17 protein-coding genes are annotated in these 23,473 nt (G+C 74.7%); 5 read left to right on the top strand and 12 right to left on the bottom strand.

Annotation, left to right across the window (positions count from 1 at the left end; all coding sequences use genetic code 11):
• Positions 1 to 90: 90 nt before the first annotated feature.
• Positions 91 to 423 (bottom strand): bifunctional 3-phenylpropionate/cinnamic acid dioxygenase ferredoxin subunit, encoded by a 333-nt coding sequence (locus ACGFN2_RS10235; RefSeq protein ID WP_362612844.1) that lies wholly within the window; start codon positions 421 to 423, stop codon positions 91 to 93.
• A gap of 159 nt (positions 424 to 582) precedes the next feature.
• On the opposite strand from ACGFN2_RS10235, the gene ACGFN2_RS10230 reads away from it, so the two are divergent.
• Both ACGFN2_RS10230 and ACGFN2_RS10225 read left to right on the top strand, forming a co-directional pair.
• Positions 583 to 1,389 (top strand): IclR family transcriptional regulator, encoded by an 807-nt coding sequence (locus ACGFN2_RS10230; protein WP_393359018.1) that lies wholly within the window; start codon positions 583 to 585, stop codon positions 1,387 to 1,389.
• Positions 1,390 to 1,618: 229 nt separating this feature from the next.
• Positions 1,619 to 2,704 carry an S-(hydroxymethyl)mycothiol dehydrogenase gene (locus tag ACGFN2_RS10225; RefSeq protein WP_393359016.1) on the top strand — a complete coding sequence of 362 codons (1,086 nt, stop codon included), beginning with the start codon at positions 1,619 to 1,621 and terminating at the stop codon, positions 2,702 to 2,704.
• A gap of 27 nt (positions 2,705 to 2,731) precedes the next feature.
• Here ACGFN2_RS10225 and ACGFN2_RS10220 read toward each other — a convergent pair whose 3' ends face one another.
• The 7 genes from ACGFN2_RS10220 to ACGFN2_RS10190 form a co-directional block, all read right to left on the bottom strand.
• A complete protein-coding gene (locus ACGFN2_RS10220; RefSeq protein ID WP_393359014.1) occupies positions 2,732 to 7,414 on the bottom strand; it encodes a hypothetical protein in 4,683 nt (1,560 codons plus the stop codon).
• 75 nt (positions 7,415 to 7,489) lie between these two features.
• Complete coding sequence (locus ACGFN2_RS10215) at positions 7,490 to 8,422, bottom strand: hypothetical protein (RefSeq protein WP_362614772.1); 933 nt, start codon at positions 8,420 to 8,422, stop codon at positions 7,490 to 7,492.
• 136 nt (positions 8,423 to 8,558) lie between these two features.
• Positions 8,559 to 10,082 (bottom strand): hypothetical protein, encoded by a 1,524-nt coding sequence (locus ACGFN2_RS10210; RefSeq protein ID WP_393359012.1) that lies wholly within the window; start codon positions 10,080 to 10,082, stop codon positions 8,559 to 8,561.
• 179 nt (positions 10,083 to 10,261) lie between these two features.
• A complete protein-coding gene (gene pcp, locus ACGFN2_RS10205) occupies positions 10,262 to 10,906 on the bottom strand; it encodes a pyroglutamyl-peptidase I (RefSeq protein ID WP_393359010.1) in 645 nt (214 codons plus the stop codon).
• Positions 10,907 to 10,997: 91 nt separating this feature from the next.
• Positions 10,998 to 11,966, bottom strand: coding sequence for a DUF979 domain-containing protein (locus tag ACGFN2_RS10200; RefSeq protein ID WP_393359008.1), 969 nt, complete (start codon positions 11,964 to 11,966; stop codon positions 10,998 to 11,000).
• Positions 11,963 to 12,673 (bottom strand): DUF969 domain-containing protein, encoded by a 711-nt coding sequence (locus ACGFN2_RS10195; RefSeq protein WP_362614505.1) that lies wholly within the window; start codon positions 12,671 to 12,673, stop codon positions 11,963 to 11,965. Before ACGFN2_RS10195 ends, ACGFN2_RS10200 begins: the two co-directional genes overlap by 4 nt.
• 153 nt (positions 12,674 to 12,826) lie before the next feature.
• Positions 12,827 to 13,570, bottom strand: coding sequence for a GntR family transcriptional regulator (locus tag ACGFN2_RS10190; protein ID WP_362614503.1), 744 nt, complete (start codon positions 13,568 to 13,570; stop codon positions 12,827 to 12,829).
• A gap of 306 nt (positions 13,571 to 13,876) precedes the next feature.
• Between ACGFN2_RS10190 and ACGFN2_RS10185 the strand changes: the two genes are divergently transcribed.
• From ACGFN2_RS10185 to ACGFN2_RS10175, 3 genes are read left to right on the top strand one after another with little or no spacing between them, the layout of a single operon-like run.
• Complete coding sequence (locus ACGFN2_RS10185; protein ID WP_393359005.1) at positions 13,877 to 14,659, top strand: LamB/YcsF family protein; 783 nt, start codon at positions 13,877 to 13,879, stop codon at positions 14,657 to 14,659.
• Positions 14,656 to 15,279, top strand: coding sequence for a 5-oxoprolinase subunit PxpB (pxpB, locus tag ACGFN2_RS10180; protein ID WP_393359003.1), 624 nt, complete (start codon positions 14,656 to 14,658; stop codon positions 15,277 to 15,279). Before ACGFN2_RS10185 ends, pxpB begins: the two co-directional genes overlap by 4 nt.
• Entirely contained in the window at positions 15,276 to 16,139 is an 864-nt protein-coding gene (locus ACGFN2_RS10175; RefSeq protein ID WP_393359001.1) for a biotin-dependent carboxyltransferase family protein, read from the top strand. Before pxpB ends, ACGFN2_RS10175 begins: the two co-directional genes overlap by 4 nt.
• A gap of 16 nt (positions 16,140 to 16,155) precedes the next feature.
• On the opposite strand, the gene ACGFN2_RS10170 is transcribed toward ACGFN2_RS10175, so the two are convergent.
• Genes ACGFN2_RS10170 through ACGFN2_RS10155 form a run of 4 tightly spaced genes read right to left on the bottom strand, consistent with a single transcriptional unit; the run spans position 16,156 to position 23,070 of the window.
• On the bottom strand, positions 16,156 to 19,770 hold the full coding sequence (locus tag ACGFN2_RS10170; protein WP_393358999.1) for a hydantoinase B/oxoprolinase family protein: 3,615 nt from the start codon (positions 19,768 to 19,770) through the stop codon (positions 16,156 to 16,158).
• Positions 19,767 to 20,660 (bottom strand): SGNH/GDSL hydrolase family protein, encoded by an 894-nt coding sequence (locus tag ACGFN2_RS10165; RefSeq protein ID WP_393359046.1) that lies wholly within the window; start codon positions 20,658 to 20,660, stop codon positions 19,767 to 19,769. The genes ACGFN2_RS10170 and ACGFN2_RS10165 overlap by 4 nt, the downstream gene beginning before the upstream one ends.
• Positions 20,661 to 20,716: 56 nt before the next feature.
• The gene (locus tag ACGFN2_RS10160; protein ID WP_393358997.1) at positions 20,717 to 21,946 is read right to left on the bottom strand and encodes a glycosyltransferase; all 1,230 of its coding nucleotides are present in this window, start codon (positions 21,944 to 21,946) and stop codon (positions 20,717 to 20,719) included.
• On the bottom strand, positions 21,943 to 23,070 hold the full coding sequence (locus ACGFN2_RS10155) for a glycosyltransferase family 4 protein (RefSeq protein WP_393358995.1): 1,128 nt from the start codon (positions 23,068 to 23,070) through the stop codon (positions 21,943 to 21,945). The genes ACGFN2_RS10160 and ACGFN2_RS10155 overlap by 4 nt, the downstream gene beginning before the upstream one ends.
• Positions 23,071 to 23,473 lie beyond the last annotated feature (403 nt).

The following is a 23,473-nucleotide window of genomic DNA, read 5'->3' as shown; positions in this document are numbered from 1 at the left end:
CGACAACGCGGCGAGCGTGCGTGCCTGGGGGCACCTCCCAGCGGTAGCTGGGGGAGCGTCGCGGGGCAGGCGGGAGTTTGACGACAGGCCCTAGGCCACCGCCTCTTCCCGTACGGCGGGCCGGACATGAAGGATGCCGTCCAGGACGTCGACCTGGTGCGTGCGCACCGGCCGGCGGGCGGGCAGACAGGCCGGTGCTCCGGTGCGCAGGTCGAACAGGGCCGCGTGCAGCGGGCATTCCACGAAACACCCCTCGACGAAGCCCTCGGAGAGCGAGGCGTCCTGGTGGCTGCACAGGTCGTCGACGGCGTAGTAGCCGCCGTCCTCGGCGTGGAAGACCGCGATGGCCGGTGTGGCGTCGTCGGTCTCGATCCGGACGGACTCGCCCTTGGGCAGGTCCTCGATGCGGCAGACGGGAATCATCTGGCCCCCTCGCGCTGATCGGTATCATGTGTTCTGAATAACGCATCGCAGAGCGCGATGCGCAACAGAATCCAAGCCGGGAAGCGGGCCGTCAAGGGCTTCCCGGCAGATGCCCTCAGACGTGCCCCGCGGGGGCCACCGGTGGTGAGACGAAGACCCATGTCGAACACGAGCGAGACGGCGGACGACCGGCCCGAGGAGCGGCGCGGCGGGGCGGGTTCCGTCCAGTCCGTGGACCGCGCGGTGAGCGTGCTGGAGATCCTGGCGAAACTGGGCGAGGCCGGGGTGACCGAGATCGCCGAGGAGCTGGGGGTCCACAAGTCGACCGCGTTCCGGATTCTCGGGGTGCTGGAGAACCGCGGGCTGGTGGAGCAGGAGCGGGAGCGCGGGAAGTACTACCTGGGCGCCGGGGTGCTGCGGCTGGCGGGTGCCGCCGCGATCCGGCTGGACATCTCCCAGGAGGGCCAGCCGGTGTGCCGGGCGCTCGCCGCCGACACCGGGGAGACCGCCAACATCGCGGTGCTGGACGGCGATGCGGCGGTCAACATCATGCAGGCCAGGGGCTCCGCCGCGGTCACCGCGTACAACTGGCTGGGCCGCCGTACCCCGCTGCACGCCACCGCCAGCGGCAAGGTCCTGCTGGCCCACCTGCCGGCCCCGCGCCGGGACACCCTGGTGGCCCGCAAGCTGCCGCGGTTCACCGAGCACACCCTGACCACGGCGGCCGGTCTGCGCGAGCAGCTGGCGGCCGCGCTGGAGGACGGATTCGCCTGCACCAGCGAGGAGTTGGAGATCGGGCTGAACGCGGTGGCGGCACCGGTACGGGCCCACGACGGCGCGGTGATCGGCGCGATCGGCCTCTCCGGTCCGGCCTACCGGATGGAGCGTCAGCTGCTGCCGGAACTCGCCGAACGGGCGGCGAAGGCGGCCGCCGACCTCTCCCGCCGGATGGGGTACGCGGGGTGAACGGGGTAGCGGGAAATCGCCCCTTGACGTATCCCTGACGGACTTCCAGCATGTCTCCTATAGCGCAACCAAGCGCACTATAGGCAACACGGCGACAGCGGTGGACCGCCCTCCGCCCCTGTCCCCGCTCCCAGCACAGCGCACCGCTCCCACCCCTCACAGGCCTCCGTGCCACCTCACGCGTGCACCCGCCCTGCCGCCGCCGCAGGCGCCGTTTTAGGAGTGAGACATGCCGCACGAAGCCCGCGCCGTCGTCGCCCTCAAGAAGGGCGCCCCCGTCGAGGTGCTGCCGATCCTCGTGCCCGATCCCGGTCCGGGCGAGGTGCTCGTGACCGTCCAGGCCTGCGGGGTGTGCCACACCGATCTGCACTACCGGGACGGCGCGATCGGCGAGGACTTCCCCTATCTGCTCGGCCATGAGGCGGCCGGGGTGATCGAGGAGGTCGGCCCCGGTGTCACGGAACTGGCGCCCGGTGACTACGTGGTGCTCGCCTGGCGGGCGCCGTGCGGACGGTGCCGGTCCTGCCGCCGCGGCCGTCCCTGGTACTGCTTCGACTCCCTCAACGCCGGCCAGCCGATGACCCTCCAGGACGGCACGGCGCTGACGGCGGCCCTGGGCATCGGGGCCTTCGCCGAGAAGACCCTGGTAGCCGCCGGGCAGGCGGTGAAGGTCGACCCGTCGGCGCGCCCGGAAGCCGCGGGGCTGATCGGCTGCGGGGTGATGGCCGGGTACGGCGCCGCCGTGCACACCGGCGGGGTCGGCAGCGGGGACACCGTCGCCGTCATCGGCTGCGGCGGGGTCGGCAACGCCGCCATCGCGGGCGCCTCCCGGGCCGGGGCGCGCCGCGTCATCGCCGTCGACCTCGACGACGGCAAGCTGGACGCCGCCGAGCGCTTCGGTGCCACCGACACCGTCAACTCCCGTGGTACAGACCCCGTCGAGGCGGTCCGGGCGCTCACCGGCGGGCACGGTGCCGACGTGGTGATCGACGCGGTGGGCCGCCCCGAGACCTACCGCCAGGCGTTCTCCATGCGCGACCTGGCCGGCACCCTGGTCCAGGTGGGCGTCCCCGAACCGGACATGCGCATCGAGCTGCCGCTCCTCGATCTCTTCGCGCGCGGCGGCGCCCTGAAATCGTCCTGGTACGGCGACTGCCTGCCCAGCCGCGACTTCCCCGTACTGATCGATCTGTTCCTGAGCGGCAAGCTCGACCTGGAGCGGTTCATCAGCGAGACCATCGCGCTCGACGACATCGAACCGGCCTTCGCCAAGATGCAGCGCGGGGAGGTCCTGCGGTCGGTGGTCGTGGTCTGACCGCCCGCAGGACCCCCGCGCCGCGGGTCAGCCGCCGGCCGGGTCCGCCGGTTCCTCCGGGGCCGGGTCCTCCGGCCGCCGGTACATCCGCGTCGCCGTGATCTGCCCGTGCACCGCCTCGCCGGACGGGTCCGGCTGCGGCAGGCCCGGCCGCAGATGCTCCTCGACGCTGATGTACTTCAGCCCGGCCCGCAGATCCGCGTCATTGCGCAGCCGGATGACCAGCGGGAACTCTGCGAGCGCGGTGGTGTCGAACAGGCCGGTGGTGTAGAGCAGCTGGACGCCCAGCGCATCGGCGACGGCGCGCTGCAGCTCCAGCAGATAGGTGGCGTTGGCGCGGCCGATGGGGTTGTCCAGGAACAGCGTGCCGGCGTGCCGCTGCTTGTCGCGGCCCCGGTCGTTGCTGCGCAGCGCCGCCATCGTGCAGTACAGGGCGATGGCGGCGGTCAGCAGCTGGCCGCCGGAGAAGACATCGCCCATCTGCCCGACCGGCACCCGCTCGGCGCGCAGCACCGCGTCCGGCTTGAGGATCTCCACGGCCACCCCGCGCGGCTGGAGCGCCGCGCTGACGCCGCGCAGCAGCAGGGACATCCCGTCCCGCCGCAGATCGCTGTTCTTCTTCACGGCCGCGCGGGTCGCCTCGTCGATGACCTCGCCGAGCCGCTCGGTGAGCGTGGCCTGGTCGGGGTCCTCGAACCGGATACGCAGGAACTCCTGCCCGGACCACTCCCCCAGCCCCTCGGGCAGCCGCGACAGCCGCTGGGCGGAGCGCAGCGTCGTCAGCGAGGACTCCACCAGCCCGCGGAGCCGGTCGACGATGGAGTCGCGGTTGCGCTCCAGCTGCTCCAGCTCGTCGGTGAGCACCCGCAGCCTGGGTGCGAAGGCCTCCGCCCACTTGGCGGCGTGGTCCGGGAGGGCCGCCGCGGGCAGCTCGCGGATCTGCTGCCGGGCGGGGGTGCGGACCTGTTCGTAGCGGGTGGAGTTGGCGTGCCGTACGAGGATGTCGCTCGCCTCGCGGACCGCGGAATCGGCGGTGGACAGATCGGCGGCGCAGCCGCGCAGCGAGCGGCGGGACTCGGCGGCGGCCTGCCGGGCGTCCGCCAGCCGGCCGGGGTACGGCTCGACCGGCCCGTCCGCCGCCTCCTCGGTGTCCTGGTGGTCACGGAGCAGATCGCGCAGCAGGGCGGCGGTCTCGTCGAAGCCGCCGGCCGCGTCCTCGGCGGCGCGGTGGCCGCGCAGCAGCTCCTCGTGCCGGTCCCGGGCGGTCGTCAACGCCTCGGTGGTGGTGGCCAGTTCGCCCGCCGCGGTGCGCAGCAGCTCCTTGGCACGGTCGGCGTCCGCGGGCACCAGCTCCTCGGGCAGCTCGGTGTGCGCCTCGCCGTCCGTGGGGGCGAGCCGCTCGGCCTCGCCGCGCAGCCGGCCGAGCTGTTCGCTGGCGGCCGAGGCGCGGGTCTCCAGCATGTGCACCAGCGATTCGGCGCGGGCGGCGGCGGCCTGCCGGGACGGGCCGTCGGCGGCGTCCGGGCTCTCCAGGAGCGCCTCCGCGCGGGTGCGGACCTTGTTGGTGAGGCGGTTCAGCTCGGCCAGCGCGGCGCTCTCCTCGCCCTCGGCACGGGCCTGTTCGGCGCGCAGGTCGGCACCGACGCCGACCTTCTCGTACAGCTGGGAGGCGGCGCGGTAGGCCTCGCGGAGTGCGGGCAGCGAGACGCTCGCGGCCTCGGGGGCCTCCCCCAGGTCGTCCGGCACACCGGCGATCTCGGCGCGCTCGGCGCGCAGCGCACGGGCGGTGCGGCGGGCGTCGTCGGCGGCCCGCTGGGCGGCCCTGCGGTCCTCGTCGGCGGCCCGCGCGCGGTCCACGCACTCCTCGGCGCGGTCCTCGGATTCGGCCGCCTCGTCGGCGAGTTCCCGCATCCGGGACTGCCAGGAGGCGCGCTCGCGCAGCCGGTGGGCGAGCCCGGCCAGCAGGTCGGCGGCGCGGCGGGCGCGCTGGGCGGTCTCCTGGCGCTCGTCACGCACCCGGGTGGCCTCGGCCGCGACCTCCTCGGTCTCGGTGCGCGCCGCGCGGGCCTCGGCCAGCTCGGCGGCGGCCTCCTCGGCGGCCGTCCGGGTCTCCGTCGCGGCGGCGGCCAGCTCCTCCAGGCGGCCGGCCGGGCAGCCGGTACGCCAGGAGCCGAGCCGGGCGGCCAGCGCACGGTCCCCGGCGAGCCGGGCGGCCAGCGCCCGGATCTCGTCGTCGCGCTCTATGGCGCGCGCCCGCAGCGCCTGGCGCTCCTCGTCCGCGGCGGACTCGTCGTGCATCGCCGGGTTCGGCGGGACGAGGAAGACGCCGGACTCCCGCTCGTCGGGGGCGGGCGTGGGCGCGAGCAGCGCGGCGGCGGTGCCGACCGCGACGGCCGAGCGCGGCAGCAGCGCGGCCTGGGCGAGCACCTCGCGGGCCCGCGCATGGGTGTCCGGGTCCGTGATGATCACGCCGTCGACCAGCTCGGGGCGGGCGGCGAGCACCCGGGTGTGGTCGGCCGGGTCGACGGACTGGGCCAGATAGCGCCAGCCCGGCAGCGCGGGGACACCGTGCTCGCCGAGGTACTCGACGGCGGCCAGCACATCGGGCCCCGGGGGCAGCAGACCGCCGTCGCCCAGCGCGCCGAGAATCCGCGCGTCGTCGGCGGCGGCCGTGCGCAGGTCGAACAGCTGCCGCTCGGCGCCGGCGACGCCCGCCTCCAGCAACTCGCGCAGCCCGTCGGCGTTGCGGTCCAGCTCCTCGGCGGTGAGCGGGCCGGCGGCGGGACGGCGCGCGGCGCCCGGGTCCGTGCCGGTGGCCGTACGGGGGCCGGGTACGCCGAGGGCCTTGGCCTCGGACTGCGGGAGTCCGAGGAGGTCGGTGAGGCGCTGTTCGGCGCCGATGGACTCGGCGGCCCGGCGCTCGGCCTCGTAGGCGCGCTCGGCGGCCTCGGCGGCGTCCTCGGCGCGGGCCGCCGCCAGTTCGGCGGCGGAGTGCCGGGCGGTGGCCTCGCGGGCCCGGTCGGTGGACTGCCGGGCCGCTTCACGGGCCGAGTCCCAGGCCTCCACGGCGGTCTTCTCGGCGTCCGAGGCGGCCAGCGCGGCGCGGGCCGGGTCGGCGTCGGGGGCGCTGTCGTCCAGCCAGCCCGCCCGGACGGCCTCCGCGGTCTCCTCGGCGACCTCCGCGAGCCGCTGCTTGAGGTGCTCGGCCTCGCTGCGGGCGCGCTGGGCGTGGGTGGCGGCGGTGGTGGCGTCGCGGTGCGCCGACTCACCGGCCTCCTGGAGGGCGGCGGACCGCTCCTCCTCCTCGTTGGCGACCCGTTCACCGGCCTCCGCCGCCGCGTGCAGGGCGCGGACGAGATCGGCGGCGGCGGAGGCACGGGCGGCGAGCGCGGGCGCGGCGTCCCGCTCGGCCTCGCGGATGGCGGCGGCGACCCGGGCGGAGCGGTCGGCCGCGGCGCGGTGCCGCAGCGCGATCTCGGCGGCCTGCCAGGCGCTGTGCAGCGTACGGGCGTCGTTGAGTTCCCGGCGCTGGGCGGCGGCGCCCTTCTCCGCGGCGGCCAGCGCCAGCGAGGCATGCCGGTAGGCGAGTTCGGCGGAGACCAGGGAGCGGCGCTCGCGGACCTGCTCGGCGTCGGTGACGCGGTGCGCGGCGGCGTCGACCTGCTCGGCGAGGGCGGCGGCGCGGCCGCGCTCCTCGGTGCCGCGGGCGTGCAGCCGCTGGGCGAGGCCACGGGTGCGGCGCTCGGCTCCGGCGTGCACCTCGCGGGCCCGTTCACGGTGTTCGGCGGCGTCGGCGATGCGGGAGAGCAGGTCGAGGGAGCCGGCCGTGAAGTCCCGTTCGGCGGTGAGTTCGGCGCGCCGGCCGAGCTTGTGGGCGAAGCCGTGCACCAGGTCGGCGAGGCCGTCGGTGTCCCGGGTGTCGGTGACGGCGCGCAGCAGCAGGTCGGTGAAGTCCGAGTCGTTCTTGACCGCGAACAGGCCGGCTGCCTCGCCCTCGTCGGCGTTCATCTCCCGCTGGTAGCGGAAGAGTTCCGGGTCCAGGCCCAGCTCGCCGAGGTGCTCGTTCCAGCGCTCGTGGATCTCCTCCCAGACGACGTCCAGGTTGGGGTAGTTCTTCCCCGCCTCGGTGAGGACGTCGCGGAAGCCCTTCATCGTGCGGCGGCGGCCCTGGGCACCGGAGCTGCCCTCGCCGCCCTCCTGGCGGGGGCGGACGACGGTGGCCTCGGCGACGGGGAGCGAGTCCAGGCTCATCCCCGGGCCGGGACGGAAGCTGTACCAGGCCTCGGCGAACTTCCGGGGGTCGTTGGAGACCTGCCGGCCGCGCCATTCGCTGGCCTTGCCGACGACCACGCTCTCGCCGGTCACCACGTGCTGCCACTCCAGGGCGACATGGCCGCAGTCGTCGGCGAGCAGGAACTTGCGCAGCACGCCGGAGCTGGCGCCGCCGAGGGTGTTGCGGTGACCGGGCAGCATCACCGAGAAGATCAGCTTGAGCAGGACGGACTTGCCGCCGCCGTTCTCCAGGAAGAGCACCCCGGCGGGTGCCGGGCGGCGCGGCGGGCCGACCGGTTCGTCCTCGAAGAAGTCCGCCTGGGCCGGGGCCGGTTGGGGTACGGGCGCACCGACTCCGCGCAGGTCCAGCACGGTGTCGGCGTAGCGCGCACCGGCGGGCCCGATGGAGTAGAGGCGGACCCGGGACAGCTCGTACATGGCGGACTCTCGTTGTCGTGTCGGGGAGGGGTGGCGGCGGGCGGCCACCGGATGGTCGGCGGTCGAGGGGCTCCGTCAGCCCGAGTGGAAGGGCAGTCCGGCGTCCGCGACCAGGTCGAGGTCGTCGGTCTCCTCGCCCGGCATGAGGGCGGCGCTGCCGTCGGCGACGGGGACGATGCCCAGCTCCAGGAGTTCGGCCATGGCGGCGCTGCCGGCCATGTCGCGGACCTGGAGCTGATAGCGGGCGGTGGTGCGGTAGGCGCCGCCGGCGTCGTCGCCGGTGCGCTGGAGGAAGCCGGAGTCGACGAGGAAGGTGACGGCCTTGGCGATGATGCCGGTGGTCGAACCGGCCAGCCGGCGGGCGTCCTTGGTCGCGCCGGTCGCGCTGCGCCGGGCGTAGATGCGCCAGGCGGACTCCAGACCGGGGGCGTCGGTGGCCGGGTCGGTGTTCTCGCCCTCCTGCTCGGCGCGCTCCTCCAGGCGGCGGCAGGCCTGCCGGACGAAGGCGTCGACCCCGTTGACCGTGATCCGGCCGATGTAGCCGTCGTCGGCGAGGTCCTCGGGGCGCGGGAAGGCCAGCGCGGCGACGGCGAGGTGGGCCAGGCCGTGCAGGAAGCGGTCGGCGGAGTCGGCGGAGGCGCGGCGGGCGTAGTCGCCCATGCGGACGGCGAAGACGGAGTCCTCGTCGGCGGTGACGGCCATCCCGGCGCGGGTGGAGACCTCCAGGACGACCAGGCCGAGGCCGGTGGCGACGGCGTCGGCGAGCCGGGCGAAGGCGGGGTCGTCGCGGTAGCGGCGGAGCAGTTCGCTGTATTCGGCGTCGCGGGCGGGCAGCAGCTTGGGCTGGAGGCCGAAGGAGACCAGCCGCGCGGCGTCGGCGGCGTCGGCGGGGGTGAGGGGCGGGGGGCTCGCCGCGGCGGGCCCGGCGTCGGCGGCGGGCGCGCCCCAGCCAGGCTCACCGGTCCCGGACGCCAGGTCCGGCTGCGGCGCCTCGTCGTACTGGGTCACGGAACAAGCTCCTTGCAGGGGACGGTCGGGGACATCTCGGGCCGGTGGGACGGCGGACGGCCGGCCGGCGCGCCGTGGGCCCGCCGGACCGGTCGCACCCCGCCGTGCACCGGCGGCTCACCCTGGGCACGCGGCATCAGGCCACCTCCGAGCGGTCCGCGGCCATGCCGGCGGCGTCCAGCAGCGCCGTGCCGACGATGAGGTCGGCGCCGCCGAACTCGGGGTCGGCCAGCTCCGTGCCGTCGTCGACGGCGAACAGCAGCTGCTGTTCGCCCTGGCGGTAGGCCGTGCCGACCGGCGGGCTGGCGGCGTGCACCGCCAGCAGGGCGACGAGGTAGGGGAGTTCGGGGTCGCTGCGGCGCGCCTCGGCGAGCAGGCCGGAGAGCCGGCGGGGCGCGTCGGCGGGCAGGGCGAGCAGCGCCATCGCGGCGTCCAGCTGGGCCTCGCTGAAGCGGCTGTCGTCGGGGGTCGCGACCAGGTCGGGCTCGGGCATCTCGGCGCCGAGGTGCTCCCGCTCCATGGGCGGGGTGAGCAGCATCTCGACGAGGTCCCCTATCCGCGCGGCCGAGGGCGTGCGCAGCCCGGTGCCCTGGGCGAAGAAGGCGTCGGTGACACGGATGGCCTGCTCGGCGGGGAGCGGCAGCACCGGGGCGACCAGCTGGCCGTAGAGGTCGAGCCCGGAGCGGGCCGTGGGAGTGGCGAAGGCCTGCCGGTCCTGCTCGGCGCGGAACAGCGGCCCGGCCTCCAGCAGCCGGGACTGGAGCTGGGTGTGGCGGCGGATGCAGTCCTTGACAATGTCGACGAGCTCGGCGGCCCGCCGCTTGTGCTCGGGCTCCTCGGTCTCGTCGCGGGCCTTGCGGATGTTCGTCAGGATGGCGTTCTCGTGGCGGTAGCGGTCCGCGACGTGGTCCAGCGCCTCGGTGATCATGTCGGGGACGGTCTGCAGCCAGTCGACGGCGCGGACGTTGCGGCGGGTGGCGTCCAGGGTCCTGCGGAGCGTCTCGGCGTACTGCACGGTGCGGTAGCGGGCCTGTTCGGCGGCGAGCTGGGCGTCGGCCAGGCGGCCGCGGTTGATCAGCACCTCCAGCTTGACCTCGGCGGCGATCTGGGCGCTGGTGACGTCCGTGTCGAGCGCGCCGACCAGGACGTTGACCGCTTCGTCGGTGGCCCGGAGGTAGACGCTGCCGCCGGCGCCGGGCACCTCCTCGATGAGCTTGAAGTCGTAGTCGCGGCGGACGTACTCGCCCTCGGTGGTGAAGGTGCCGTAGACGGCGCGGAAGCCGCGGTCCACGCTGCCGACGTTGATGAGGTTCTCCAGCACCCAGCGGGCCACCCGCTCGTGCTCGATCGCGGCGCGGCGGGGAGCCTGGGCGGCGACCCGGGGGAGCACCTTCGCCACTATCTCCTCGTGGTCGGCGCCGGTGTCGAAGTCCATGTTGAGGGTGACGAGGTCGATGACGGCGAGCGCCACCTCCGCCATGGCGTAGACGCCGTACTCGCCCGTGAGGTTGGCCTTGCGCGCATCGAGGTCGTGCAGCGGCGCGGTGCACGCGAGGGCACGCAGCCGACGGGCCAGGCCCTCGTCGGCGGCCGGGCCCGGCGCAGGCCGGTGAGGGCCGTTGAGCTGGGGCGCAGCGGCCCCCGGGGCGGGAAAAGTCACGTCGCACAGAGTAGGCGCTCGCACTGACAACGGACGAAACGGCGCGGATGCGTTCCTGGGTGGAACCGCAGGTGAGTCCGTTGACGGACCGCTCACGGGCCGCTCGCGGACCGGCGCGACAGTCTACGGGGTGGCGTGCCGCGGCGGCCCGCCAGGTCCGGTGTGCGCCGGCGCCGGTCTCAGTGGGTGGCGCCTCCGGCGACGCGGAGGTCGGTGCGGGTGTGCGCGGCGGTGCGGGCGATCTCGCGCAGCGCCCGGGCGACGGCGTCCGTGGGGAGCGAGGGCAGGGCGCGGTCGAGGACCTGTTCCGGCGCGTAGGGCACGTGGACGAATCCGCCGCGCATCCCGGGCAGTTCGGTGGCGATGAGGTGGGCGAGGCCGTAGAAGACGTGGTTGCAGACGTAGGTGCCCGCGGTGTTGGAGACGGAGGCGGGCAGTCCGGCGGCGCGGACGGCCGCCACGCAGGCCTTGACCGGCAGGGTGGAGAAGTACGCGGCGGGGCCGCCCGGCACGATCGCCTCGTCGACGGGTTCGGCGCCCGAGGCGTCGGGGATGCGGGCGTCGTCGACGTTGACGGCGAGGCGTTCGACGGTGAGGTCGGGCCGGCCGCCCGCCTGGCCGACGCACACCACGATCTCGGGGCGGGTCTCCTCGATCGCGGCGCGCAGCACCGCTACCGACGCTCCGTAGACGCAGGGCAGTTCGGCGGCGAACAGCTCGGTGCCGTCCGGCGGTTCGGCCGCTGCGGCGCGGACCGCCTGCCAGGAGGGATTGGTGGATTCACCGTCGAAAGGGGCGAATCCGGTCAGTAGTACCCGGGTCATACGGTCATCCTTGGTGCGACGGCTGGAGCGGAGGACGGAACGGGCCGGTCCCCGGGCGCCGGCCGCGGAGGGGCGGCGCCCGGGGACCGGTTCAGAAGGCGAACAGCGCCATGATCACGATGTTGCAGCCGAGCAGCACACCCGCGGTGGGCAGCTGTGCCTTGATGGGCCCGTACTGGTCCTTCAGTTCCAGCAGCGCCGCCGGGACGATGTTGAAGTTGGCGGCCATGGGGGTCACGAGGGTGCCGCAGAACCCGGCGAGCATGCCGATGGCCAGCACGGCGGGGGCGTTGCCGTCGAAGTGCCCGACCAGGACGGGCCAGCCGACGGCCGCGGTCATCACGGGGAACGCGGCGAACGCGTTGCCCATGATCATGGTGAAGGCGAACATGCCCACGCAGTAGACGACGATCGCGATGTAGAGCGAGTCGTCCGGCAGGATGGAGGTGGTCAGCTTGCCGACCTGGTCGCCGACGCCGGAGACCTGGAAGATCGCGCCCAGGGTGGCCAGCATCTGCGGCAGCAGCATCGCCCAGCCCATCGCCTCCAGCATGGAACGGCCGGACTGCACGGGTACGGAGATCCGCTTCTCCCGGAGGATGAGCATGCCGACGACGAGGGCGACGACGGCTCCGATACCGAGGCCGAGGATGGTCTCGCTGCCCTCCTCCAGGACCGGTTCGCCCCCGAAGGACAGGTGCTTGACGCCGATGGCGCAGGCCATGGCGACGACCGGGATGGTGAGCGCCGGGACGAACAGCCGGTTGCCGAGCCTGGCGGCGCTGGCGGTGCGCTCCTCCGTGGTGGTGGTGCGCGGGGTGCCGCGTCCGGTGAACCCGAAGCCGGCCAGGCAGGCCATGAGCAGCACCGCGACGCCCAGGGGCTCGGCGGGTGCCTGCTTGGTGACGACCCAGCTGCTGTAGATGAAGCCGGCGCCGATCAGGCCCCAGAAGGTACCGGTGCCCAGGCGCTTGGGGTTGCTGCGGTCGGTGGCCATCTGGAAGGCCATCACCAGGAAGCTGATCCCCACCAGCCAGTAGAACCACTCTGCCTTGATCACTTGGCGGCCTCCACTGCTGCGGTGTCGTCGACGTGGGCGGTGAGCAGTTCGCGTTCCAGTTGGCGGTCCAGGCGCAGCAGCCGCCAGCCGTGGACCACGAAGGCGCACACGGCGGTGGGGATGGCCCACAGCGCGAGCTGCAGCGGTTCGAGGTGGGTGCCGTAAGTGGTGTTGACGAAGCCGGTAATCAGCAGGATCGAACCGACGGCGAGGAAGACGTCCTCCCCGAAGAATAGGCCGACGTTGTCCGCGCTGGCGGAGAACGACCGGACCTTCTCCCGCGTCCGGTCCGGGAGTCCGCCGTACTTGCGCTCGGCCGCGCCCTCGGCCATCGGGACGGCGAGCGGGCGGACGGTCTGGGCGTGCCCGAAGACCTGGGTCAGTCCGACCGCCGCACCGATCTGCCGCAGGCCGAGGTAGAGCGCCAGGAAGCGGCCCGTGGTGAGTTTGGAGAACCGGGCGATGAGGTTGCGGGCCTGCTCCTGGAGGCCGTAGCGCTCCAGGAGGCCGATGACCGGGAGGGTGATCGCGAAGATCGTCACCGCCCGGCTGCCGGCGAAGCCCTCGCCGAACGCGGCGAGCACCCTGCCCGGCGACAGCCCTCCGAGGAGGCCGGTCGCGATGCCGGCCACGCCTACGACCAGCAGGGGGTTGCGTTTCGTGGCGAAACCGATCACGACCACGAGCACGCCGAGGAGCACGATCATGGATGCGCCTTCCGCGTACGGGGACCCCACGGGTCCGTGAGGGGACAAGAGATTGCAGCGGAGGCTAGGCGATTGTTCAACGATCCGACAAGGGGTCTGTCACAACGGATCGGCCACGCCCTCGGGGCGGGCCGCGCGACGCTCCCCGGCCCCTCACCCCTCCGCGATGCGCTGCGCGTACGCCCCCGACAGCTGGCTGCGCGAGTCCTCCAGGTAGGACCGCAGCAGCCGCTCGGCCTCCGGGGCATCGCCCGCCTGGAGCGCCTCGACAATCTGGCGATTCCGGGTCAAATAGGGCGCATGGAAGCGCCGGGGGTCGGCCATGACGTGGAAGACCAGCCGGAGCTCGGCGAGCACCCCGCGCATCAGCTCATCGGTGCGCGGACTGCCCGCCAGGGCCACGACGCCCTGGTGGAAGCGGATGTTGGCCGTCGAGAGCGCCTGCCACTCCCGTTCCTCCGAGGCCGTCTCGCCGGCCCGTACGGCGGCCTCGATCGCCGCGACGGCGTCGTTCACACCGGCCTCATAGGGCCCCTGGCCGAGCCCCCGTACCGCCGCGCACTCCACGAGGAGGCGCACCCGGTAGATGTCCTCCAGGTCCTCGACGGTCACCACCCGGACGAACACGCCGCGGTTGAGTTCGTGCACCAGCAGCCGCTCATGGGTCAGCAGCCGGAAGGCCTCCCGCAGGGTGTTGCGCGAGACGCCGAGCGCGCCGCCGATGCTCTCCTCGGAGAGGCGGGCGCCGGGCGGGAAGTAGCCCTCGGTGATCCGGTCGCGGAGGATGTCGGCGACCCGCTCGGCCGTGCTGGAGCGGCCCAGCAGGGGGCGGTCCCGCTCCAGGCCCGCGACCTCGGTGAGCCGCCCCTGATCGTTCTTCGCCACGCCGCCCGCCATTCCGCTCCCCGCTCTCGTGCGTACCGGGCGGCGCGTTCCGGCCGTCCCGGTGTCGTTGAGCGGAAGTCAATCCCAGATGAGAGGACGAAACAACGCACCCGTGAACGGTCCGCACCCACCTCTTGTCGGATCGTTGAACAATCCTCTACGTTGTCCTCGACGCCGGTCGGCTCAAGTCGCCCTCAGGGGAGAGCCACTACGGATACGGGCCGGCCGGAACGTCCCGCCCGCCCCTGCCCGCACACGGGCCCCGCACGCCGCACCACCGCGCACCGGCCGGCCCCGAGCCCTCTGGAACGGACACACATGAGTGAGCGCAGCACGGTGCCCCCTCCCGTCATCGACCTCAACGCCGACCTCGGCGAAGGCTTCGGCCGCTGGCAGCTCACCGACGACGAGGCCCTGCTCTCCGTCGTCACCAGCGCCAACGTCGCCTGCGGCTTCCACGCCGGCGACCCGGCCACGATGCGCCGGGTGTGCGAACTGGCCGCCGAGCGCGGGGTGGTGATCGGCGCCCAGGTCTCCTACCGCGACCTGGCCGGCTTCGGCCGCCGCGCGATGGACGTCCCGCCGGACGAGCTGGCCGCCGAGATCACCTACCAGATCGGTGCCCTGGACGTCTTCGCGCGCGCCGCCGGTGCCCGCGTCGGATACGTCAAGCCCCATGGCGCGCTCTACAACCGCTGTGTCCACGACGGGGAGCAGGCCCGCGCCGTCGTGGCCGGCATCCGCGCCGCGGGCGGCGCGCTGCCGGTCCTGGGACTGCCCGGCTCCCGGCTCCACGCGGCCGCAGCGGAGGCCGGACTCCCGGTCGTCGGCGAGGCGTTCGCCGACCGGGCCTACACCCCGGAGGGCACACTGGTGCCGCGCCGCGAGCCGGGCGCGGTGATCCATGACCCCGACGAGGTCGTCAAGCGGGCCCTCGGCATGGCCCGGGACCACGCCGTCACCGCCCGCGACGGCCGGCGCGTGAGCCTCACGGCCCGTTCCCTGTGCCTGCACGGCGACACCCCCGGAGCCGCGGACCTCGCCCGGCGCGTGCGGTCCGAGCTGACCGCGGCCGGCGTCCCGGTGCGGAGCTTCGTATGAGGCCGCTGCCGGTCGGTGAACACGGGCTGCTCATCGAGCTGGACAGCGCCGAGGAGGTCGAGGCGCTGCACGCCGAACTGCTGCGCCGGGCCGCCGACGGCGCCCTGCCGCCGCTGCACGAGATCGTGCCCGCCGCCCGCACGGTGCTGCTCGACGGCCTCGCCGACCCCCGCGGGCTCCTCTCCGAACTGGCCACCTGGGACATTCCGCCGCTCACCGCCGGCGACCGGCCCACGGTGGAGATCCCGGTCCGCTACGACGGCCCCGACCTCGCCGATGTCGCCGCCCTCTGGGGCGTCACCCCGGACGAGGTCGTACGGCGGCACTCCGGCACGGAGTTCCATGTCGCCTTCTGCGGCTTCGCGCCGGGCTTCGGCTATCTGACCGGTCTGCCCGAGCCGCTGCACGTACCGCGCCGGGACACCCCCCGCACCAAGGTGCCGGTCGGCTCGGTCGCCCTGGCCGGCCCGTACACCGGCGTCTATCCGCGCTCCTCCCCCGGCGGCTGGCAGCTGATCGGCACCACCGACACCGTGCTGTGGGACCCGCGCCGCGAACCGGCCGCACTGCTCGCCCCCGGCACCCGCGTCCGCTTCGTCCCACAGGAGACCGGCCGATGACCGACCGCGCCTTCTCGGTCGTCCGGGCCGGTGCGCTCACCACCGTCCAGGACCTCGGCCGGCCCGGCCATGCGCACCTGGGTGTGCCGCGGGCCGGCGCCCTCGACGCGCGCGCGCACCGGCTCGCCAACCGCCTGGTGGGCAACCCCGTTTCCGCCGCCACCCTGGAGACCACGCTCACCGGCTGCGCCCTGCGGGTACGGACCGCCACCACCGTCGCCGTCACGGGTGCCCCCTGCCCGGTGACCGTCGACGGCCGCCCCGCCCCCTGGGGCGCCCCGGTCCGGGTGCCGGCGGGCGCCGTCCTGGACGCCGGGCCCGCCACCCACGGCCTGCGCTCCTACCTCGCGTTCGCGGGCGGCGTCGACGCCGAACCGGTCCTCGGCAGCCGCGCCACCGATCTGCTCTCCGGCCTGGGCCCGGACCCGCTCACCGACGGCGCGGTCCTCCCCCTGGGCGCCCCGCACGGCGCTCCGGCCGGCGCCGACGCCGTCCCGCACCCCGGCCCGGCGGCGGAACTCCTGCTGCCGTTCCTGCCCGGCCCGCGCGACGCCTGGTTCACCGAGGCCGGGCTGCGCACCCTCACCACCGGCCGCTTCCGGGTCTCCCCCGCCAGCAACCGCATCGGGCTGCGCACCGAGGGGCCACCCCTGGAGCGCACCCGCACCGGCGAACTCCCCAGCGAGGGCATGCCGTTGGGCGCCCTCCAGGTCCCGCCCGACGGCCTGCCGGTGCTCTTCCTCCACGACCACCCCACGACCGGCGGCTACCCGGTCGTCGGCGTCGTCCCCGAACGCTGTCTGGCCCCCGCCGCCCAGGCCGTACCGGGCACGCCGGTCCGCTTCGTCCGCATCGGCTAGCGCCACCGCCGCGCGGTCAGCCGCAGTCCGGCACCCCGTACCCCCCGCCGCCCGGCGTGCGCAGGACCAGCACGTCGTCGGCGCCGACGTCCGCGACGTCACAGCCCGCCAGGTCCTCGTGCGTACCGTCCGCCCGCTCGACGGAGTTGGCGCCCAGGGCTCCCGGGGACCCGCCGGCCATGCCGTACGGCGCGACCCGGCGGTGGTTGGTCAGCAGGGCGAGCGTCATCGGCTCCAGGAAGCGCAGCCGGCGCTCGACGCCGCAGCCGCCGTGCCAGCGGCCGCCGCCGCCGCTGCCGGAGCGGATGGCGAAGCTGTCGACGCGGACGGGGTAGCGCCACTCCAGCACTTCGGGGTCGGTCAGCCGGGAGTTGGTCATATGGGTCTGTACGGCGTCCGCGCCGTCGAAGCCGTCGCCCGCGCCCGAGCCGCTGGCGACGGTCTCGTAGTACTGCACCCGGTCGTTGCCGAAGGTGAGGTTGTTCATCGTGCCCGAGCCCTCGGCCTGCACACCGAGCGCGGCGTAGAGCGCGCCGGTGACCGCCTGGGAGGTCTCCACGTTGCCCGCGACGGTGGCGGCCGGATACACGGGGGCGAGCATCGAGCCCTCCGGGATGCGGACCTCCACGGGCTTGAGGCAGCCGCTGTTGAGCGGGATGTCCTCGGCGACCAGGGTGCGGAAGACGTAGAGGACGGCCGCCATCACCACCGAGCTGGGCGCGTTCGCGTTGCCGGGCTGCTGGGGTGAGGTGCCGGCGAAGTCGAGTACGGCGCCGCGGGCGGCGCGGTCGACGGTCAGCGCCACATGGATCTCGGCCCCGCTGTCGGTCTCGTAGCGGCAGCTGCCGTCCGACAGCCCGGCGATGATCCGCCGGACCGACTCCTCGGCGTTGTCCTGGACGTGCCCCATATAGGCCCGGACGACGTCCAGCCCGAACTGCTCGGTCATCCGGCGGAGTTCCTGGATGCCCTTCTCGTTGGCCGCGATCTGGGCCCGCAGGTCGGCGAGGTTGGCGTCCGGTGCGCGGGAGGGGTACGGACCGGCGGTGAGCAGCTCGCGGGTCGCCTCCTCGCGCAGTACGCCGTCGCGCACCAGCAGCCAGTTGTCGAAGAGGACGCCCTCCTCCTGGACGGTGCGGCTGAAGGCCGGCATCGAGCCCGGGGTGATGCCGCCGATCTCGGCGTGGTGGCCGCGGGAGGCGACCAGGAACAGCAGGGTGTCGTCGTCGGTGTCGAAGACCGGGGTGACGACGGTGACATCGGGGAGGTGAGTGCCGCCGTGGTACGGATCGTTGATCGCGTACACATCGCCGGGCCGCATGTCGTCGCCGCGGCGCCGGAGCACCTCCTGGATGGACTCCCCCATCGAGCCCAGGTGCACGGGGATGTGCGGGGCGTTGGCGATCAGATTGCCGTCGGCGTCGAAGAGCGCGCAGGAGAAGTCGAGGCGTTCCTTGATGTTGACGGAGTGCGCGGTGTGCTCCAGACGGACGCCCATCTGCTCGGCGATGGCCATGAAGAGGCTGTTGAAGACCTCCAGCATCACCGGGTCGGCCTCCGTGCCGACCGCCACCCGGCCGGAGCGCGGCCGGGCCCGGGTCAGCGTGAGGTGCCCGCGCCCGCCCACGGCCGCCTGCCAGTCCGGGTCGAGGACCGTGGTCGCGTCCTCCTCGGCGATGACCGCCGGGCCGGTGAGGGTGTCCCCGGGGCACAGGTCGCCACGCCGGTAGAGGGCGGTGTCCTGCCAGCGGCCGCCGGTGTACATCCGGATCGTCGCGGCCCGCGTCAACTCCCCCTCCCGGTCGCCGGGCCGGGTCTCGTGGTCACCGGCGCCGCCGGCCGCGCCCACCGCCTCGACCGACACCGCCTCGGCCACCAGGGGCTTGTCCATGGTGAAGGCGTAGCGCTCGCGGTGCGCCCGGGCGAAGTCCGCGGCCATGGTGTCGGCGTCGGCCAGCGGGACGCCGAGGGTGGAGTCGGTCCCGGCGTAGCGGATCAGCACCCGGGCGCGGGTGGTGACGGAGGCGTCCGGCACCCCGTCGTCGAGGAGTTCGCGCCGGGTCTGCGCGGCGAGGGCGTCGCACACCTCCTGGACCCGGCCGACGGCCCCGGGGTCGGTGAACTCCGCCTCGACGGCCTGCTCGCGCATCGCGGTGGCGTCGGCGACGCCGATGCCGTACGCGGAGAGCACCCCGGCCAGCGGCGGGACGAGCACCGTGTCGATGCCCAGCGCGTCGGCGACCGCGCAGGCGTGCTGGCCGCCGGCCCCGCCGAAGCTGGTGAGGGCGTAGCGGGTGATGTCCCGGCCGCGCTGAACGGAGATCTTCTTGACTGCGTTGGCCATGTTGAGCACCGCGATGTCGAGGAAGCCGGCCGCGACCTCCTCGGGTCCGCGGTCGTCCCCGGTCTCGGCGGCGGCCCGCGCAGCCAGCTCGGCGAAACGGGTACGGACCGTCTCGGCGTCCAGCGGCCGGTCACCGTCCGGCCCGAACACCGCCGGGAAGTGGGCGGGCTGGATGCGGCCCAGCATCACATTGGCGTCGGTGACGGTGAGCGGGCCGCCGCGCCGGTAGCAGGCCGGCCCCGGGTCCGCGCCGGCCGAGTCGGGGCCGACCCGGTAGCGGCGGCCGTCGAAGTGCAGCACGGAACCGCCGCCGGCCGCGACGGTGTGGATGTTCATCATCGGCGCGCGCATCCGTACGCCCGCGACCTCGTTGCCGAAGACCCGCTCGAACTCACCGGCGTAGTGCGACACATCGGTGGAGGTACCGCCCATGTCGAAGCCGATCACCCGGTCGTAGCCTTCGCCGGCCTCCGCGGCCGTACGAACCATGCCGACCACGCCGCCCGCCGGCCCGGACAGCACCGCGTCCTTGCCGCGGAAGTGCGCGGCCTCCCGCAGCCCGCCGTTGGACTGCATGAACATCAGCCGGATGCCGGGGAGCTGGGCGGCGATCTCGTCGACATAGCGGCCCAGGATCGGGGAGAGATAGGCGTCGACGACGGTGGTGTCGCCGCGCGGCACCAGCTTCATCAGCGGGCTGACCTCGTGCGAGCAGCTGACCTGGGCGAAGCCGGCGCGGCTGGCCAGCTCGGCGACGGCCTGCTCGTGCGCGGCGTGGCGGTAGCCGTGCAGCAGGACGACGGCGGCGCTGCGCAGACCGTCCGCGCGGGCCCGGATCAGCGCGTGGCGGACCGCGTCCGCGTCCAGCGGCCGGATCAGCGCGCCCTGGGCGCCGATCCGCTCCGGTACCTCGATCACCCGGTCGTAGAGCGCCTCGGGCAGCACGATCCGGCGGTCGAAGATCCGCGGCCGGTTCTGGTAGGCGATCCGCAGCGCGTCCCGGAAGCCCTCGGTGATCAGCAGCACCGTCGGCTCGCCCGTGCGCTCCAGCAGGGCGTTGGTGGCGACGGTGGTGCCCATCCTGACCACGGACACCCGCTCGGCGGGCACCGGTTCGTCCGGGCCGAGCCCCAGCATCATCCGGATGCCGGCCACCGCGGCGTCCCGGTAGCGCTCCGGACGGTGCGAGAGCAGCTTGGCGGTGACCAGCCGCCCGTCCGGCCGTCTGCCGACGACGTCCGTGAACGTGCCACCCCGGTCGATCCAGAACTCCCAGCGTCCGGTCACCCCGCCATTGTCGCAGCGCCCTTCGCCGTCCCGCTGTCTTTGCCGGTGGCCGTGCCGTACGGACCGCTCAGCGCGGCAAGCGCGGAGCGGGTGGCGGTGTCGGCCACGGCGTCGAGCAGGCGCCCGGACCCGGTCAGGCCGTGCCGGCACTCCTGGAACGCCAGCCCCAGCAGACCGGGCAGCAGGTCCGTGCACCGGTCGGCGACCCAGCGGGTCCCGCGGGTCGCCATCCACAGCGCGGAGCCGGTGCGGGTGGGCTGCGGCCCGTCGAGAGTGAGCGCGGGCGGCGGTCCGACGGGGCGGCCGGCGGCGAGCGCCGCGTGGAAACCGCGGGCCAGCAGCCGGTGGCCGCGCTCGCTGGGGTGCAGCCGGTCCACGCTCCAGGAGGCGCGTTCGGCGACCCAGGGGTGCTCGGCGAGGTGCAGATGCACGCCTTCGTAGCGGGCGGACACCGCGTGGACGACGGTGTTGACGGCGCGCATCCGGCGCCCCAACGGGCGGGCCAGCGGCGCGGGCAGCCCCAGCATCCGGCCCGGATCGGGCAGACACGCCGTCAGCACCACCGCCCCGTCGGCGCTCAGCGCGCCGTGCGCCCGGTCCAGCGCGGCCGCCACCCGCTCGATGGCGAAGGCGGCGCGCAGGGTGTCGTTCGCCCCGACCAGCAGCGAGGCGAAGCGCGGCCGGAGCTCCCGCGCGGCGGGCAGCTGCCGCTCGGCGACATCGGCGGCGAGCGCGCCGCTCCGCGCCAGGTTGACCAGCGGGACGCCGCCGGGCCGCTCGCCCAGCGCCTCGGCCAGCAGCGCGGCCCAGCCGCGCCAGCCGCCGCCCGGTGCCGGGTCGCCGAGCCCCTCGGTCAGCGAATCGCCGAGCGCGGCGAAGCAGCCCGGCACCGGAGCCCCACCGCCCCGCGTCCGCTCCGGCGCCCCCACCTCCTGGGACCCCACCGTCACCACCCGCCCAACGGACCGGCCTGATGGGGCACAACCGCGGCGGGGACCGGCCTGCCGACCGGTGCGGGCGCGTCGTGCGCCGCCAGGAAGGCGTCGATGGCGGGCTGCCAGCCGTAGTTCTCGGCCCGCCGGCGCGCTGCGGCGCGCCGGGCGGGCTCCGGCCGGGCCAGGACCCTCTGGACCGCGTCGGCGAAGGACGGCCCGTCGTCGAGCGCCGTGTCCCCGCCCCCGCCGACCAGACCCGCCAGCGCCGACGCCGCGCTGGCCACCACCGGTGTGCCGCAGGCCAGCGCCTCCAGCGCGGCCAGCCCGAAGGTCTCGGCCGGGCCGGGCGCCAGCGCGAGATCGGCACCGGCCTGCAGCGCGGCGAGCCGGGAGCGGTCGACGAGGTGCCCGAGGAACGCCACGGGCAGCCGCTCGGCCCGCGCCCGGGCCTCCAGGCGCGCCCGCAGCGGCCCGTCACCGGCCACCACCAGCGCCGCGTCGACCCCGCGCCGCCGCAGCTCGGCCAGCGCGTCCAGGGCCCGGCCCGGCCGCTTCTCCTGCGACAGCCGGGAGCAGAGCAGCAGCAGGAACTCCGCCCGCCCGGCGCAGTGCCGCCGCAGCTCGGCGCTGCGGCAGTCCGGGTGCCAGGCGGCGAGATCCACCCCGAGCGGCGCACGCACCACATTGCGCGCACCGGCCCGCACGAACTCCGCCGCCGCCCACTCGGTGGTGCACACCACCCGGCTGTAGGCGTGCGCCGTACGGCGGTTGAGCCGGTCCGCCGCGGCGCGGGCGAGCGGCTGCGGCACGCCCCAGGTACGCAGCACCCCGTCCACGCTCTCGTGGGAGACCATCACCGCGGGCACCCGGGCCCGGCGCGCCCACTCCCCGGTCCAGCGCAGCGTCGTCCGGTCGGAGACCTCCAGCCGGTCGGGGGCCAGCGAGTCCAGCAGCCGCGCCAGCCGGCGGCGGTCGGTCAGCATGCGGTAGCCGCCGCTGCCCGGCAGCTCCGGCCCCGGCACGGTGATCACCCGCCCCTGACCGGTGAGTTCGTCACGCAGGCCGGCCGTACCGTCCTTCCCCGGGGGCCCGGGGACCAGGAGCACCGGTTCGTGCCCGGCGGCCCGGTAGCCCGCGCCGAGTTCGCGCAGCGCGGTGCGCAGCCCGCCGGAGGCCGGGGTGACGAAGTTGGCGATCCGGACGATCCGCAGCCCCGCCCCGCCGCCGCGTCGCGCGGTCATGCCGCCACCGCCGTCCGGTCGTCGAGCACGGCCTCGTAGTGCCCCAGCAGCTGGTCACCGACCGCCTCCCAGGTACGGTCCGCGACCGCCCGGCGGGCCGCTGCGCCGTATCGGTCCCGCAGCCCGGCGCTGTCCGCGAGCAGCCGCACCGCGTCCCGGAACGCCCCGCCGTCGCCCGGCGTCACCAGCAGCCCCGTACGGCCGTGGTCCACCAGGTCCACCGGACCGCCCGCCCGCGGCGCCACCACCGGCACCCCGGACGCCATCGCCTCCTGCACGGTCTGGCAGAACGTCTCGTACGGCCCGGTATGGACGAAGACATCCAACGACGCGTAAAGGCGCGCGAGTTCATCCCCGGTACGGCGGCCCAGGAAGCGGACCTCCGGGAGCGCGGTACGCAGCCCGGCGGCGCTGGGGCCGTCGCCGATGACGACGGTGCGGACGCCCGGCAGCCGCGAGGTCTCGGCCAGCAGCCGGACGTCCTTCTCCGGCGCGAGCCGCCCCACGTACCCCACCAGCAGCTCCCGCCCCGCGGTCAGCGAGCTGCGCAGCACCGCGTCGCGCCGCCCGGGGTGGAACCGCTCGGAGTCGACACCCCGCGGCCACAGGTGGACCCGCGGCACACCGTGCTCGGTCAGATCCAGCAGGGCCGCGCTGGAGGGCGCCAGGGTGCGGTCGGCGGCGGCGTGCACCGCCCGGATACGCCGCCAGGCCGTGGCCCCGCCACCGCCGAGGTAGGTACGGGCGTAGCGGCCCAGATCGGTCTGGTAGACGGCGATCGCTGGCACCCTGCGACGGGCCGCGGCCGCCATCCCGCGGGCTCCCAGGACGAAGGGACTGGCGAGGTGCACCAGGTCGGGACGGTGCCCGTCGAGCGCCGCGGACAGCCGGCGCCCCGGGAGCGCGATCCGCACCTGCGGATAGCCGGGCAGCGGCATGGAGGGCACCCGGACGACGGGGCAGGGACTCTCGTCCGCACCGGCATCCGCCGAAGCACCCCCGAGCGGCGCGATCACCAGCGGTTCGTGACCGCGCCGGACGAGATGCCGGGCGGTTTGCAGGGCGCAGTGGGAGACGCCGTTGACATCGGGCGGAAAGGACTCGGTGACGAGGACGACACGCATACGGCTGTTCTCGGCGCACCGTGCGTGGAACGAGCCAAAGGGATCTTTCTACCCGGCGAACGTTCCGCTGCGCTTTGCCGTTGCCCCACGTTTTTGGCTTTCCCGCCGTGGGGCTTCTCGCCGTTGCGCCTGCGGCGGGCGGGTGGGTTGTGGGTGCGGTGACGAGTGACTACAGGTGAGTGGGGGCGGGCGCCGAATCACTGCTCTTCACCACGCGCACCGGACCAGCCACCTACGCCCCCACCCACCGTTTTTCCCATCCCCCAACGGGAGGGGACGGGCCGGAGCGGGTGGGGGTGTCCGGACGTAAAGCGAAGCAGTCCGGACACCCCCACCCGCGGAGGCCCGTCACCGCACCCGACAGCCCCGCGCAGCGGACCCGCCCGCCGCCAGGCGCCACGGC

This window comes from Streptomyces sp. NPDC048612 (genome assembly GCF_043199295.1).
In the GTDB taxonomy this organism is placed as follows: domain Bacteria; phylum Actinomycetota; class Actinomycetes; order Streptomycetales; family Streptomycetaceae; genus Streptomyces.
This window is presented reverse-complemented; position numbering and strand designations above follow the sequence as displayed.